Origin of the sequence: Streptomyces scopuliridis RB72 (assembly GCF_000718095.1) — a bacterium.
GTDB lineage: Bacteria > Actinomycetota > Actinomycetes > Streptomycetales > Streptomycetaceae > Streptomyces > Streptomyces scopuliridis.
In genome coordinates this window covers 156,213-170,099 of sequence record NZ_JOEI01000011.1, presented here as the reverse complement: position 1 = coordinate 170,099, position 13,887 = coordinate 156,213, and the positions used below count along the sequence as shown (strand labels likewise).

The window sequence follows — 13,887 nt, the reverse complement described above, 5'->3', positions numbered from 1 at the left end:
CACCGTCGGCCCCTACTCCCAGCAGCAGTGGTACACCCGCGACAGCTCCGTCGGCGGCTGGACCAACGCCGTCTGGAACATGACCTTCTCCGGCGTCGAGGGCGCCCCCGCCCAAAGCTTCCCCAACCCGCCCTACACCACCCTCACCACCACCCCCGTCTCCCGCGAAAAACCCTTCCTCTACCTCGACGGCAACGCGTACAAGGTGTTCGTCCCCGCCAAGCGCACCAACGCGCGCGGCACCACCTGGGGCAATGGCGCGCCGCAGGGCCAGTCCCTGCCGCTCGACCAGTTCTATGTCGTCAAGCCGGGCGCGACCGCCGCGACGATCAATCAGGCGCTCGCCCAGGGGCTCAATCTGCTGTTCACGCCCGGCATCTACCACGTCGACCAGCCGATCAATGTGAACCGCGCCAACACCGTCGTGCTGGGGCTCGGGCTCGCCACGATCGTCCCGGACAACGGGGTGACCGCCATGAAGGTCGCGGATGTGGACGGGGTGAAGCTGGCCGGCTTCCTGATCGACGCCGGTCCGGTGAACTCTCCGACCCTTCTGGAGGTCGGCCCGCAGGGCGCGGCCACGGACCACTCCGCCAACCCGACCACCGTGCAGGACGTGTTCATCAGGATCGGCGGCGCCGGCCCCGGCAAGGCCACCACCAGCATGGTGATCAACAGCGATGACACGATCATCGATCACACCTGGGTCTGGCGCGCCGACCACGGCGCCGGCGTCGGCTGGGAGACCAACCGCGCGGATTACGGTATCCGGGTCAATGGTGACGATGTGCTGGCCACGGGGCTCTTCGTCGAGCACTTCAACAAGTACGACGTGGAGTGGTACGGCGAGAACGGCAGGACGATCTTCTTCCAGAACGAGAAGGCGTACGACGCCCCCAACCAGGCCGCCATCCAGAACGGCACCATCAAGGGCTACGCCGCCTACAAGGTCGCCGACACCGTCAACAACCATGAGGGCTGGGGTCTGGGCAGCTACTGCAACTACACCTCGGACTCGACCATCCAGCAGGACCATGGCTTCCAGGCGCCGGTGAAACCCGGAGTGAGGTTCCACGATCTGCTGGTCGTCTCCCTGGGCGGCATGGGCCAGTACAACCATGTGATCAACAGCATCGGGTCACCCACCTCGGGCACGTCGACGATTCCCTCGACGGTGACCTCGTTCCCGTAGAAGGTCCCACAGCAGGTCCCACAGGACGTCCTGTACGACGTCCCGTACGAGGTCCCGCGTGAAGGGGCCCGGCCTCGCACCGCGCACCACGCGCCGAGGCCGGGCCCCGCCCGTTACCCGACCCGTGGGCCGACGCCGTGCACTGACCCGGTGTAGCGCCCTCGTACGGCGCAACCATTCATACGATCGGCCGGGCGGCACACCGTAAAGCTGCGGCTTCCCGTGACGCGCCAGATGATGCGCCGAAGGCCCCGCCGCCCACGGGCCGGGCGCGGAACGTCTGCATCGAAGACGCGAGCGAGACCCGCACAAACAGCCGATGCCCGGAATGCACCGTTATGAACCTGTGCCCAGACTGACGGGATGTCGGGCAAACAGAGCGCGGGGCTCCTCGTGTACCGGGTCACGGACACCGGTGCCGAGGTGCTCCTCGGGCACATGGGCGGGCCGTTCTGGTCCGGCCGCGATGCCGCCGCCTGGTCGATCCCCAAAGGTGAGCACGGACCGGACGAGCGGCCGGAGGACGCCGCGCGCCGGGAGTTCCAGGAGGAACTGGGCCTGCCACCGCCCGACGGACCGTGGATCCCGCTCGGCGAGGTCCGGCAGCGGGGTGGCAAGACGGTCACGGTCTGGGCCGTAGAGGGGGATCTCGATCCCGCCCTCGCCGTGCCCGGCAGTTTCACCATGGAGTGGCCGAGAGGATCGGGTGTCCTGCGCGAATTCCCCGAGCTGGACCGTGTCGCCTGGTTCTCCCTGGAGAACGCCGTGGAGCCATTGGTGACGGGGCAGCGGGTCTTCCTCGACCGGCTGAGCGAGTGCATAGGTGACGGCCACAGGCCGTCCCCGCCCAGCCGCTGACCCCGCCATCCAGGTGCCGCCAGGCCGCGCCGTCCATCCGGTTCATTCAGGAAAGGGATCTTCTCCGTGCCCCGTCGTCCCCATGTCTTCGTCGCCGCCAGTACGGCGTTGCTCGCCGCCGCGGTCTTCCCCGCGACCGTGCTCCCCGCCCTGGCCCTGCCCGCCGAGGCGCCGCACGCCCCCGCTCCGCACACCCCCCTGTCCTTCGACCCAGCGGCCCGCGTCCCCGTGGCGTCCGCCCCTGTATCGCCCGCCCCCGTTACGCCCGCCCCCGTACCGTCCGCCCCGGTATCGCCCAAACGCCACGGCGCGCCGGGGCCCGCGGCCGGGCCGCCCGCCGGTAAAGAATCGTTCAGGCGCGACGGGTTCCCCGAGGACGGACCGGTCACCGCGGCGGCTCTGCTGTCCCGGGCCGGCGGCTGCGACCAGATCTCCAACGGGCGGTACCGCACCCGCGAGAGCACTCCGGCCACGATCCCGGTCTGCGACGCCAGGGGCGCCGTGTTCTGGGAGGCCGACATGGACATCGACTGCGACGGCCAGGCCACGGCCCACTGCAACCCCTCGGCGGACCCCTACTACCAGGACACCACCTCCTATACCCAGGCCGACGGCCGGGCGCTCAATGCGGAGGAGCTGCCCTATATCGTCGTGCCGCTGTCCAGCTCCATCTGGAACTTCCGCTCGTCGGGCATCCGGGGCGGATCCGTCGCGGCGGTCATCCACCGCGACAAGGTGGAGTACGCCGTCGTCGGTGACACCGGCCCACCGGGGATCATCGGGGAGGCGTCGTACGCGACGGCACGCGCGCTCGGAATCGTGCCCGACCCCTCGGGCGGCGGAGTCCCGTCGGGCGTGACGTACATCGTCTTCAAGGACTCCGAGATCTCCCGGCTGGACGACCAGGAGACCATCACGCGGCGGGGCGACGAGCTGGCGAAACAATTCATCAGGGACAACTGAGCGGAGCCGGCGGGAAGAACACCGGATAGCCGACGGGAGACGAGAGCACCGCGCAGACATCGCAGACGTGCGGCGGGAGCCCCGCCCTTGGGCCGGACCCCCGCCGCACACACCGCGTCCTTCCGGACGGGAGAAGGCTCAGACGATGCCTTCCGAAATCTCCGACTGCTCGCGCGCGTTGCCGTACGCCTGCGGGGTGCTGTACGAGCCACGGGCTATGTACCACCAGGCGGTCGCCAGGATCAGCACCACGGCCAGGGCGATCACGGCGTAGTTCATCGAGTCGATCGTCACCGGGTTCGACTGGGGCAGGCAGAAGAGGACGGTGACCAGAGCCACCCACACCACGGCGATCCAGCCGACCGGCTTGCTCCAGCGCCCCAAAGTCCAAGGTCCCGGCTCGAAGCGGTCCTTGGCGCGCAGCTTCAGGAAGATGGGAATGGCGTACGCCGGGGTGATCCCGATGACGTTGATGGCCGTCACCGCGCCGTACGCCGTCGCGGAGTACAGGGACGGCACGGCGAGCACACCCGCGACGATGACCGACAGCCAGACCGCGGGGACAGGGGTCTGGGTACGGCTGCTGACGCGCCGCCACAGCGCGGAGCCCGGCAGGGCGTTGTCGCGGCTGAACGCGAAGACCATCCGGCTGGCCGCCGCGACCTCCGCGTTGCCGCAGAACAGCTGCGCCACGATCACGAGCAGCAGCAGCGCCGTGGCACCGCTCGTACCGAGGGCGTCGATCAGGATCTGCGCGGGCGGCACGCCGGTGGCGCTGTTCTGGGCGCCCGCGTAGTCCTGGATGGCGAAGGTGAGACCGGCCAGCAGGGCGAAGCCGGCGATCCAGGAGACCCAGATGGCCCGGACGATCCCGCGCGCGGCGGTGACGGAGGCGTTCGAGGTCTCCTCCGAGAGATGGGCCGAGGCGTCATAGCCGCAGAAGGTGTACTGCGCGAGCAGCAGCCCGATGGCGGCCACGTAGAGCGGGTTCTGCCAGCCGGTGTCATTGACGAACTCGGTGAAGACGAACGACGGCGACTGGTGGTGGTCGGGGACGATCGCCAGAGCGCCGACGATGATGGCGACGCCGACCAGATGCCACCACACGCTGATCGAGTTGAGCACGCTGACGAGCTTGACCCCGAACAGGTTCAGCACGGCGTGCAGCAGCAGGATGCACAGGAAGATGACGAAGGTCCAGCCCGGGGTGGGGCTGAAGCCGAACTGGAGGTTGAGGAAGGCTCCGGTGAACAGCGCGGCGCCGTAGTCGATTCCCGCGATCGCGCCGAGCAGTCCGAGCAGGTTGAGCCAGCCGGTGTACCAGCCCCACTTACGGCCGCCGAGCCGGTCGGCCATGTAGTAGAGGGCGCCCGAGGTGGGATACGCGCTGGTGACCTCGGCCAGCGCCATGCCGACGCACAGCACGAACAGACCGACGCCCGCCCAGCCCCAGAGCATCACCGAAGGGCCGCCGGTGCCCATGCCGAAGCCGTACAGGGTCATACAGCCGGACAGGATGGAGATGACCGAGAAGCTGATGGCGAAGTTGCCGAAGCCGCCCATGCGGCGGGCGAGGACGGGCTGGTAGCCGAGCTCACGCAGCCGCTGCTCTTCGTCCTTCTGGGGCATCGGACCGGCCTTCGACCAGGTCGGTGGCGACGTGGACATGGAATGTACCTCCGGTGAGAAACAACAAGGGGGGACGGGTACGGAAGGTGCTGCCGGGGGGTGGGGACGCGAGCGGCTTCGCAGTGGGTGCCGCTCAGCCGTCCGGCCCGCCCCGCGGGTCGCGGGCCGCCGCGAGACACCGGGCGCGGGCGCGCAGGAACACGTCCTCGGCCTGCGCGGCGTCGCCGGGACTGCGCGTACGATACGCCCACGGCACGGAGACGTAGTACGGCCCCAGAGCCTCGAACACCCGGGCCCCCGCCTCGAATTGGAGCGATCCCCACAGCGCGTGCGCCAGCTGGTTGAGGTCGAGCAGCGAGGCCTCGGCCAGCACCGCGTGGTCGAACCACAGTTGCAGGGCCCGCAGCGCGTCACGGGTGGCGTCCTCCGTGACCCAGTGGAGGTCGAGCGCCTTCTCGTGGCCGTTCTCCCGGCGGTAGCGCTCCACCCGTACGAACAACGGCATGACGTGCAGCGCCGAGCCCTCGGGCGCCGAAGAGGCCGCCCACTGGACGAAGTTGACCGCTTCCGAGAGTGATCCGTCGGCCCGCCGCGCGTAAACGAACTGGAGCATGCGGTGGTACGCCTCGCGGTTGTACGGATCGCGTTTGTCGGCCTCCGAGAGCAGGGCCCAGGGACCGGGGAAGAGCATCGGCCCCGGCGGCGCCAGCCGGTGTTCCTCCAGCCTCTGCCTGCCGTCGAGTTGGGACAGGGCCAGCAGACATACCCAGGGCACCGGGTCGGCGGGAGCCTGGCGCGCGGCGGTGCCGCACGCCTCCCATGCCTGCTGCCACAGCTCCTGTGTGCGGGCGTGTCCCTCGCGGTGGGCCCGTACGGCGCGCTCCACCAGGACGCGGGTGTGCATCACGAGTGCGGCGACGCTTCTGGGCTCTTCGGACAGCCATGCCTGTACGGCGTCGGAGCCGGCGGCGACGGTGGCGAGCACCTGGGTGCGCTGGGTCCACAGGGCCCAATCGGGCGTGTCGGCAAGGAGGTTGCGCATCGAGACCCAGCGGCCGGTGCGCAGATCCTGGACGGCGGCGCGCAGTTCGTTGTCGTGGCCCGCCGGGTGGTAGACGGGGCGCATATTGTCGCTCGCCATCAGCTCGGCCCCGTCCGCGCGCGCGAGGACGGCGGGGCGGGGGAAGCTAGGGCCTGTTTCGGAAGTCCCGCCTGCCTGGCGGCGCCTGGCACGCACGCTCGCGGCGTTGTCGGGATCACCCCAGTACGTCCAGTACTGGGGCGACCCTCCGCCTTGCGATCGCACGCACCGCAGCGACATCCTGCCGCTGCCGCGGCGGGCGCCAGGCCCGCCCTGCGGGCGGACGGCGCTACTTCCGAAACACGCCCTAGCACCGGCCCTCCGTTCCCGGCCCCGGTGGCCCGGGGACACGGCGGTGACGGATGCTCCCCCGTCCCGGGATTCCGGAACTCCCGTGCCGCGGCGGCCGGGAGACGCCGGCCGCCGCGGGCTGCCTACAGGACGTACTGAGCCGGGCATGCCCGAGGAGGCGCCTGGCTGAAAATATGTTCGTCATAGATCCTCTAGGACGGTGGGGGGTGGAGCGATCCGGCGTCGTCGCAGAAGGCACAGACCTGCCATGCCGCAGGTGAGGAAGAGCCGAAGAGCACTCCCTGCCACTGCGGCGATCAGTGTAGGGGTCAGAGTGACATGGCTCGAACACTTTGCTGATCTTTCGCAACTCTCTGTTGATCAAAGCAGGTTGGACGCCCTCCGGCGGCGACGCCCGGACGATTTCCTCGGAGCGCGGGGACGGACCGCCGTCGCACCCGCGCACGGACGGTCCAGAGAACCCTTGACGCCCGCTCTGGCCTGCATCACGCTTTCGCTCAGCGATCAGGACCCCGCCGCGATCGCCGCGACCTCGTGCCCCCTCCGCGACCGAAGAACGGGATATGCCGCCAGCCCAGCACTCGCCCCACCCCCGCGCCGGATCGACCACCCTGCCGGTACTCGCCCTTGACCAGGGAACCTCGTCCACCAAGGCGCTGGTCATCTGCCCCGAACGAGGAGTGATCGGTACGGGTTCGGCCCCGGCGCCGCCCCGCTACGGCTCCGGCGGAATGGTGGAGGTCGATCCCGCCGTCCTGCTCCGCTCCGTACTCGACGCCGGGCACCAGGCGCTCGCGGACGCCGGGGAGCCGGTCGCGGCCGTCGGTCTGGCCAACCAGGGCGAGACGGTGCTCGCCTGGGATCCGGGTACGGGCACGCCGCTCACCGACGCGATCGTCTGGCAGGACCGGCGCGCGGAACCGCTCTGCGCCGAACTCGCGCCGCATGACGACCGGTTGAGGCAGCTGACAGGGCTTCCACTGGACCCGTACTTCGCCGCGCCCAAGATGGCCTGGATCCGGCGCGAGCTGACCCGCGAGGGCGCCGTCACCACCAGCGACTCCTGGCTGATCCACCAGTTGACCGGCGCGTTCGTCACCGACGCCGGCACGGCCGGGCGCACGCAGCTGCTCGACCTCGACCGGGTCGACTGGTCACCGGAGGCGCTGGACATCTTCGGGCTCTCCGGCGAGGCGCTGCCCCGAATCGTCGACGCGGCGGGACCGGTCGGCACGACCAGCGCCTTCGGTGCCGAGATCCCGCTGACCGGGCTGCTCGTCGACCAGCAGGCGGCGCTGCTCGCCCAGGATGTGACCGAACCGGGATCCGCCAAGTGCACATACGGCACCGGCGCGTTCCTGCTCGCACAGACCGGCGGCCTGCCGCGCCGGGGGACGTCGGGGCTGGTCAGCTGTGTCGCCTGGCGGCTCGACGGACACACCAGCTACTGCCTCGACGGACAGGTCTACACGGCCGCTTCCGCCGTGCGCTGGCTGACGGATCTCGGGGTGATCTCGGGGGCCGCCGATCTCGACACGGTCGGCTCCTCCGTACCGGACAGCGGCGGCGTGACCTTCGTACCCGCGCTCGCGGGACTCGCCGCGCCGTGGTGGCGCGGCGATCTGCGCGGCTCGATCACCGGCCTCGGCCTGGACACCGGCCCGGGGCAGCTCGTCCGCGCGCTCTGCGAGGGCATCGCCGCCCAGGTCGTGGAGCTGGCCGACGCGGTGGCCACCGAGCTCGGCACGCCATTGACGAGCCTGCGGGTGGACGGCGGTCTGACCCGGTCGGCGCTGTTGATGCAGACCCAGGCCGATCTGCTGCAACGGCCCGTCGAGGTCTCGGCGTTGCCCGATGTCACGGCGCTGGGGGTGGGCGCCCTCGCGCGTCTCGGTCTCGATCCCGCGCAGTCGTTGCGGCAGGTGATCCCGGAGTGGAAACCGGCCGCGGTCTACGAGCCGAGGATCGGCGCGGACGAGGCGGCGGAGCGTCTGGACGTCTTCCGCGCGGAGGTGGCGGCGCTGCTCGACCGTACTCCCCCGCCCTGAGCCGCGCGTCCCGGAACGTACCGAAGCGAACGCGAAGAGAACCCACGCGAATCGAACCCTGGCCCGAACCCCCGTCCCGGCCTGTCCCTGGAGCACCATGACTGTCACGACCTCGGGCACGCTGCCGGACGAGGTGTACGACGTCGCTGTCATCGGCGCCGGAGTGGTCGGCACGGCCATCGCCCGTGAACTGACCCGCTACCGGCTGCGGATCGCGCTGGTGGAGGCGTCCGACGATGTCGGCGACGGCACGTCCAAGGCCAACACGGCCATTCTGCACACCGGTTTCGACGCCGTGCCCGGTTCGCTGGAGTCCCGGCTCGTACGCGAGGGACAGCGGCGGCTGGCGGAGTACGCCTCGCGGACGGGGATCCCCGTCGAGCCGCTCGGCGCCCTGCTCGTCGCGTGGGACGAGGAACAACTGGCCGCGCTGCCCAGGCTGGCGGAGAAGGCCGAGCGCAATGAGTACCACGCGACACGGATCATCGGCGCGGACGAGCTGTACTCCCGCGAGCCTCATCTCGGCCCCGGCGCGCTCGGCGCGCTCGAAGTCCCCGGCGAGAGCATCATCTGCCCCTGGACGACGACGCTCGCGTACGCCACCCAGGCCGTCAGGGCCGGGGCGGATCTGCATCTCAACTGCCGCGTGGAGAGCGTCGCCGGCGCCCTCGGCGACGAGACGCCGCATGAACTGACCACCGGCCGTGGCGTATTGCGGACGCACGCGCTGATCAACGCCGCCGGACTGTACTCCGACGAGATCGACCGGCTGCTCGGCCGCACCGACTTCACCGTCACCCCGCGACGCGGTCAGCTCATGGTCTTCGACAAGTTCGCCCGCGATCTGGTCCGGCACATCCTGCTGCCGGTGCCCACCGCGCTCGGCAAGGGGGTGCTGGTGGCGCCCACGGTGTACGGCAATGTGATGCTCGGCCCGACCGCCGAGGATCTGGACGACAAGGCGGCGACCGGATCGACGGCCGAGGGGCTGGACTTCCTGCGGGAGAAGGGCGGACGGATCATGCCGGAGCTGCTCGACGAGGAGGTGACGGCTGTCTACGCGGGGCTGCGCGCCGCCACCGAGGACGACGACTACCGCATCCGGTCCCATCCCGGCCGGCGCTACATCACCGTGGGCGGTATCCGCTCCACCGGGCTGACCGCGTCCATGGCGATCGCCGCCCATGTCGTGGAGTTGCTGGCCGACTCCGGCCGGGACCTGGGCGCGGCGCGGGAGCTCGAACCGCTACGGATGCCGAATATCGGCGAGGCGTCACCGCGGCCGTACGAACGCGCCGATCTGATCGCGGCGGACCCGGAGTACGGCAGGATCGTCTGCCACTGCGAACGGGTCTCGCGCGGGGAGATCCGCGACGCCCTCGCCAGTACCGTCCCGCCCCGCTCGCCCGAGGGGCTGCGGCGGCGTACCCGTGCCCGGGGCGGCCGGTGCCAGGGCTTCTACTGCGGCGCCACCGTGCGCGCCCTGCTCGCCCCCGAAGCCCCCGACACGTTCAGTACGTCCGGCACGTCCGGCGGCGGCGAGCCATCCCTGCGGCCGGAGGTCGGACCATGAGCGCGACAGCAGACCGGGACGCCGTGTCCTCCGTCCCCGGCCCCGGCCGGCGGCGGCGCTCGGTCGATGTGCTGGTGGTCGGCGCGGGTCCGGCCGGTCTGGCCGCGGCCGAGCGACTGGCCGCCTCGGGCGCCGGTACGGTCGAGGTCGTCGACCGCGAGGAAGAGGCCGGCGGCGTCCCACGCCACTGCTTCCACACCGGATTCGGGGTGCGTGATCTGCACCGTCCGATGAGCGGTCCCGCGTACGCCCGCCACTGGCGCGATCTGGCGACCGGAGCGGGAGCGACGCTGCGCACCGGTGTCTCCGTCACCGGCTGGGCGGGACATCACGGGCGCGAGGACTCCCCCGGCGGCCCCGGGCCGCTCACCGTGGAGACCACCGGACCCGAGGGCCTGGAAAGCCTCTCCGCCGGGGCGGTCGTGCTCGCCACCGGCGCGCGCGAACGTCCGCGCGGCGCACGGCTGGTGCCGGGGACACGGCCGGCCGGGGTGTTCACCACCGGGGAGCTGCAACAGGCCGTCCATCTGCACCATCAGCGGATCGGGGTACGGGCCGTCGTCATCGGCGCCGAACCCGTCAGCTACTCCGCCGCGCGCACGCTGCGGAGCGCGGGCGTGGAGATCGCGGCGATGGTCACCGAACAGCCGCACCACCAGTCCTCCTGGGCCTCGGGCCTCGGGTCCCGGCTGCGTCACCGCGTTCCGCTGCTCACCGGCACGACCGTCACCGAGCTGCTCGGCCGGGGCCGGCTCACCGGCGTCGCGTTGCGACACGACGACGGCAGGACGACGACTGTCGGCTGCGACACGGTCGTCTTCACCGGGGACTGGATCCCCGACCATGAGCTGGCCCGCCGGGGCGGGATCGCCCTCGACCGGGGCACCCGTGGCCCGGCGGTCGACACCGCGTTCCGTACGGCCGCGCCCGGCGTCTTCGCCGTCGGCAATCTGCTGCACGCCATCGAGCCCGCGGGCACCGCGGCCCGGGAGGGCCGGCTCGTCGCCGGGCCCGTGCTGCGGTATCTGACGGACGGCGCGTGGCCGGGCGGTCAGGTGCCGGTGGAGGTGGACGCGCCCCTGCGGTGGGTCGCGCCGAACCGTATCGACCCGCGCGGTCCGCGCCCGCCGCTGGGCCGCTTCACGCTCCGTACGGCACGTTCGGCGGACCGGCTGTCGTTCCTCGTCGTCAGCCAGGACGGACGGGTGCTGCACCGGGCACGGCTGCGGCGTGGCGCGGTGCCGAACCGGCCGCTGTACGCCTCCGCCGACTGGATCGACCGCGCCGACCCCGGGGGCGGCCCGGTCGTGATCAGCGCGGGCTGAGCCCCTGGCCGCGGTGCCGCCGCGCCGCACGCGTACGGGCTCGGAGCGCGTACGGGCTCAGAGCTGGTCGGACCCCAGGACCGCCGCATAGAAACCGGCGCGCGCGGCGAGCGGCGTCAGCTCACTCGCCCGCCGGGCCGGGAAGCAGACCAGCGGATAGCAGTCCGACTCTATGTCCAGCACGGCGAGCGCCACCCCCAGATCCAGATGGAGCCGCCCTGCGTCGTTGAGGAAGGCGGCGGTGTCCAGCGCCACCGGGTCCGTGCCGTCCGCGTTCTCCGGGTCGGCGAGGGACCACGGGTCGACGGCGGGACGGGATTCGAGGGCCCGGAGCTGGCGCCTGATCTCGTCGCCGTCCTCCTTCCAGTCGACCTCGGCCAGCAGCCCCTGGGCGGTGAGGGCGTCGACGAGCGCGATCCACGCGAGGTTCTCGATGGGCGCATCGATCCCGCGGTCTTCGAGCCGCGTGGCATGCGTACGTACGTAGGCGTCCGGATCCTCGTACGCGAACAGGACCTCTTCGGCGACGGCCGCGCGGCCGGGCGCGAGGAGCTCGGCCAGCGCGGTGAGCGCCTGGGCGGCAGGGTCGGAGGCGGAGGCGGGACGGTCCGTCATGATGACTGGCTCCTCAGAGGTCGGCTCAAGGATCAGCGCGGGGATCGGCTCAGGGCAGGAACCGGCGCGGGGTTCAGGGAATCCAGGTGTTCAGCGCTGGAACACCGGCTCGGGAAACACCCTCCCACGCGGGTCTGACAACGGGCCTGTTCGCGCGAGGCCGCGGAAAGAGGAGCGGCCCCACCGGCGAGGGGGGACGCACCGGTGGGGCCGGGAGAGCTCGGGCGGCCGGGGGCGGCCGCGAGCTCGGCTCCGAGGTGCGTGTGCCCGGTCCGCCGCGACGTATGCCCACGAATTTCGAAGACCCCCCGCACGGGCCGCGCCTTCCCCGCAGAGTGAACGGTGAGTGACCGGCTCCGGTCCTGTGGCCATGGGCACGGCGACGGTTCACCGACGCGGTGATCCCTGTGTGGTGATGGGTGTTGGCCGTTGGAACGTCGTTCACGCGCAGGCCACGCCCGGTGTCAACCATCGAGGAGTAGCCAGGGGGCCGTCCCCGGCGCGCTTGTTGATGCGCTCGCACTCGGGAGACCGCAGAATGACACGCATACACTCCGCAGTCACCGCCGTCGACCGCCGCTCCTTTCTCGCTGCCACCGGAGCGGTCGGCGTCTCCGCCGGGATCGGGCTGGCGCTCGGCGCGGGCGGCGGTTCCGGGGAGGCGGCCGCCGCGCCCGGAACCGCCGCACCCTCCGTCCCCAGCCCCCGCACCCCGGCCGCCTCTGCCACGCCCACCCGTACCGTCCCGGCCCGTACGACGCTGGATTCGGTGGCCGCGCCCCGCGACTCCGCCGCGGCCTTCCGGCGGCTCGGCGACGGTCCCGGCTGGCGCAGGGTCGTCCGCGAGACGCTCGCGGCCCCGCGGCCCGGCCGCGCCCAGCGGCGTACCGTACTCAGCTCCTTCGTCCAGCTCACCGATCTGCATCTGGTGGATGTCCAGCACCCGGTGCGCACCGAGTATCTGCGCTCGCAGCAGCTCTCGGGGTGGCGGCCTCAGGAAGCGCTGACCGTGCCGGGGGCGGTGGCCCTGATCGAGCAGATCAACGCGCTGAAGGAGGGGCCCGCGACCGGGGCGCCGCTGTCCTTCGCCGTGACGACCGGCGACAACACCGACAACAACTCCCGGGCGGAACTGGACTGGTTCCTCACGGTGATGAGCGGTGGCCGTATCTCCCCCAACACCGGTGACCTCCAGCGCTACGAAGGGGTGCAGAACTCCGACGAGCGGTTGTTCTGGCACCCGGAGGACTCCCGCCGCGACACCGACAAACGGCTCGGCTACCCCCGTATCGACGGGTTCCTCGACGCCGCGATCCGCTCCGTGAACAGCCCGGGGCTGCGGATCCCGTGGTATTCGACCGTCGGCAATCACGACGGCCTGGCGAGCGGCGCGATGGCCGACCCGTCCGGTTTCCTCGCGGAGTTCGCCGTCGGTGCGAAGAAGCTGTACGGCATCCCCGACGCCGAGGCCAAGCAGCTGCTGAAGCTCCTCTCGAAGGGCGGGGACCCCAACGGGGCGAAGCTGATCGACCTGCTGCGCCGCTCGAAGCGCGCGATGCGGTCCATCACCGCCGATCCGCGCCGGGCGCCGTTCGGTCCGCGCGAGTATCTGACCGCGCACCTCGATCCGGCCCGGGCGGGCGCCGGTCCGGCCGGCCATGGCTACACCGCGGCCAATCTGGACAACGACACGCTCTACTACACGTTCCCGATGGGCGAGAACGTCACCGGCATCAGCCTCGACACCACCGACCGCGGCGGGCACTACACCGGCTCGCTCAACACCGCCCAGCTCAACTGGCTGAAGCGCAAGCTCGCGGAGCACCGGGACGGATACGTCGTCATCTTCAGCCATCACAACAGCTGGACGATGACCAACACCCACCCCGACCCCGCACACCCCGGCGAGGCCCGGCACCACGGCGACGAGGTCCTGGCACTGCTCAAGCGGAACCGCAATGTGCTGGCCTGGGTCAACGGGCACAGCCACCGCAACTCGATCCTTCCGCACGGCAGCTTCTGGGAGATCTCCACCGCCTCGCACATCGACTTCCCGCAGCTCGCGCGGGTCATCGAGATCACCGACAACGGGGACGGCACGCTCTCGCTGTTCACCACGCTGATCGAGTCGGCGGCGCCGCACAGGACCGACTTCGAGGATCTCTCGCAGACCGGTCTCGCCGCCCTCTACCGGGAGCTCTCGCACAACGCGCCGGGCTCGACCACCGCTCCGGCGGGCAAGTCCTCCGACCGCAACACCGAACTGCTGCTGAGCCGCTGACACCGCCGGC

9 protein-coding genes and 1 pseudogene are annotated in these 13,887 nt (G+C 71.2%); 7 read left to right on the top strand and 3 right to left on the bottom strand.

All coding sequences use genetic code 11. The features are described from left to right. The 3 genes and pseudogenes from IF11_RS0116290 to IF11_RS0116280 form a co-directional block, all read left to right on the top strand. Positions 1–1,192: pseudogene (locus tag IF11_RS0116290) on the top strand (coagulation factor 5/8 type domain-containing protein); the annotation flags it as partial. Positions 1,193–1,555: 363 nt separating this feature from the next. Further along, positions 1,556–2,050: an NUDIX hydrolase gene (locus IF11_RS0116285; RefSeq protein ID WP_030352324.1), complete on the top strand. Its 495-nt coding sequence runs from the start codon at positions 1,556–1,558 to the stop codon at positions 2,048–2,050. A gap of 66 nt (positions 2,051–2,116) precedes the next feature. Beyond that, positions 2,117–3,013 carry a glycoside hydrolase family 75 protein gene (locus IF11_RS0116280; protein WP_051745973.1) on the top strand — a complete coding sequence of 299 codons (897 nt, stop codon included), beginning with the start codon at positions 2,117–2,119 and terminating at the stop codon, positions 3,011–3,013. A 138-nt stretch (positions 3,014–3,151) separates the two neighbouring features. Here IF11_RS0116280 and IF11_RS0116275 read toward each other — a convergent pair whose 3' ends face one another. Continuing rightward, on the bottom strand, positions 3,152–4,681 hold the full coding sequence (locus IF11_RS0116275; protein ID WP_030352322.1) for an amino acid permease: 1,530 nt from the start codon (positions 4,679–4,681) through the stop codon (positions 3,152–3,154). Between the two features lie 94 nt (positions 4,682–4,775). After that, positions 4,776–5,783 (bottom strand): hypothetical protein, encoded by a 1,008-nt coding sequence (locus IF11_RS0116270; protein WP_030352321.1) that lies wholly within the window; start codon positions 5,781–5,783, stop codon positions 4,776–4,778. Positions 5,784–6,598: 815 nt separating this feature from the next. Between IF11_RS0116270 and IF11_RS0116265 the strand changes: the two genes are divergently transcribed. The 3 genes from IF11_RS0116265 to IF11_RS0116255 all read left to right on the top strand — a co-directional run bounded on the left by IF11_RS0116265 (position 6,599) and on the right by IF11_RS0116255 (position 10,981). Beyond that, positions 6,599–8,083, top strand: a complete 1,485-nt coding sequence (locus tag IF11_RS0116265) for an FGGY family carbohydrate kinase (RefSeq protein ID WP_051745972.1) — start codon at positions 6,599–6,601, stop codon at positions 8,081–8,083. A 97-nt stretch (positions 8,084–8,180) separates the two neighbouring features. Further along, positions 8,181–9,656 (top strand): FAD-dependent oxidoreductase, encoded by a 1,476-nt coding sequence (locus tag IF11_RS0116260; RefSeq protein WP_078490720.1) that lies wholly within the window; start codon positions 8,181–8,183, stop codon positions 9,654–9,656. After that, positions 9,653–10,981, top strand: coding sequence for an NAD(P)/FAD-dependent oxidoreductase (locus tag IF11_RS0116255; protein WP_051745971.1), 1,329 nt, complete (start codon positions 9,653–9,655; stop codon positions 10,979–10,981). The genes IF11_RS0116260 and IF11_RS0116255 overlap by 4 nt, the downstream gene beginning before the upstream one ends. 57 nt (positions 10,982–11,038) lie before the next feature. Here the strand turns inward: IF11_RS0116255 and IF11_RS0116250 are convergent, their stop codons facing one another. After that, positions 11,039–11,596 (bottom strand): DUF6630 family protein, encoded by a 558-nt coding sequence (locus tag IF11_RS0116250; protein WP_030352317.1) that lies wholly within the window; start codon positions 11,594–11,596, stop codon positions 11,039–11,041. A 538-nt stretch (positions 11,597–12,134) separates the two neighbouring features. Here IF11_RS0116250 and IF11_RS0116245 point away from each other — a divergent pair. Beyond that, positions 12,135–13,877, top strand: coding sequence for a TIGR03767 family metallophosphoesterase (locus IF11_RS0116245; protein WP_030352316.1), 1,743 nt, complete (start codon positions 12,135–12,137; stop codon positions 13,875–13,877). Positions 13,878–13,887 lie beyond the last annotated feature (10 nt).

Excerpts from the sequence above, each read along its gene's own strand:
- IF11_RS0116245 (WP_030352316.1), top strand. The coding sequence starts at position 12,135 with ATGACACGCATACACTCCGCAGTCACCGCCGTCGACCGCCGCTCCTTT.
- IF11_RS0116260 (WP_078490720.1), top strand. The coding sequence starts at position 8,181 with ATGACTGTCACGACCTCGGGCACGCTGCCGGACGAGGTGTACGACGTC.
- IF11_RS0116270 (WP_030352321.1), bottom strand. The coding sequence starts at position 5,783 with ATGGCGAGCGACAATATGCGCCCCGTCTACCACCCGGCGGGCCACGAC.
- IF11_RS0116255 (WP_051745971.1), top strand. The coding sequence starts at position 9,653 with ATGAGCGCGACAGCAGACCGGGACGCCGTGTCCTCCGTCCCCGGCCCC.
- IF11_RS0116285 (WP_030352324.1), top strand. The coding sequence starts at position 1,556 with ATGTCGGGCAAACAGAGCGCGGGGCTCCTCGTGTACCGGGTCACGGAC.
- IF11_RS0116265 (WP_051745972.1), top strand. The coding sequence starts at position 6,599 with ATGCCGCCAGCCCAGCACTCGCCCCACCCCCGCGCCGGATCGACCACC.
- IF11_RS0116250 (WP_030352317.1), bottom strand. The coding sequence starts at position 11,596 with ATGACGGACCGTCCCGCCTCCGCCTCCGACCCTGCCGCCCAGGCGCTC.
- IF11_RS0116275 (WP_030352322.1), bottom strand. The coding sequence starts at position 4,681 with ATGTCCACGTCGCCACCGACCTGGTCGAAGGCCGGTCCGATGCCCCAG.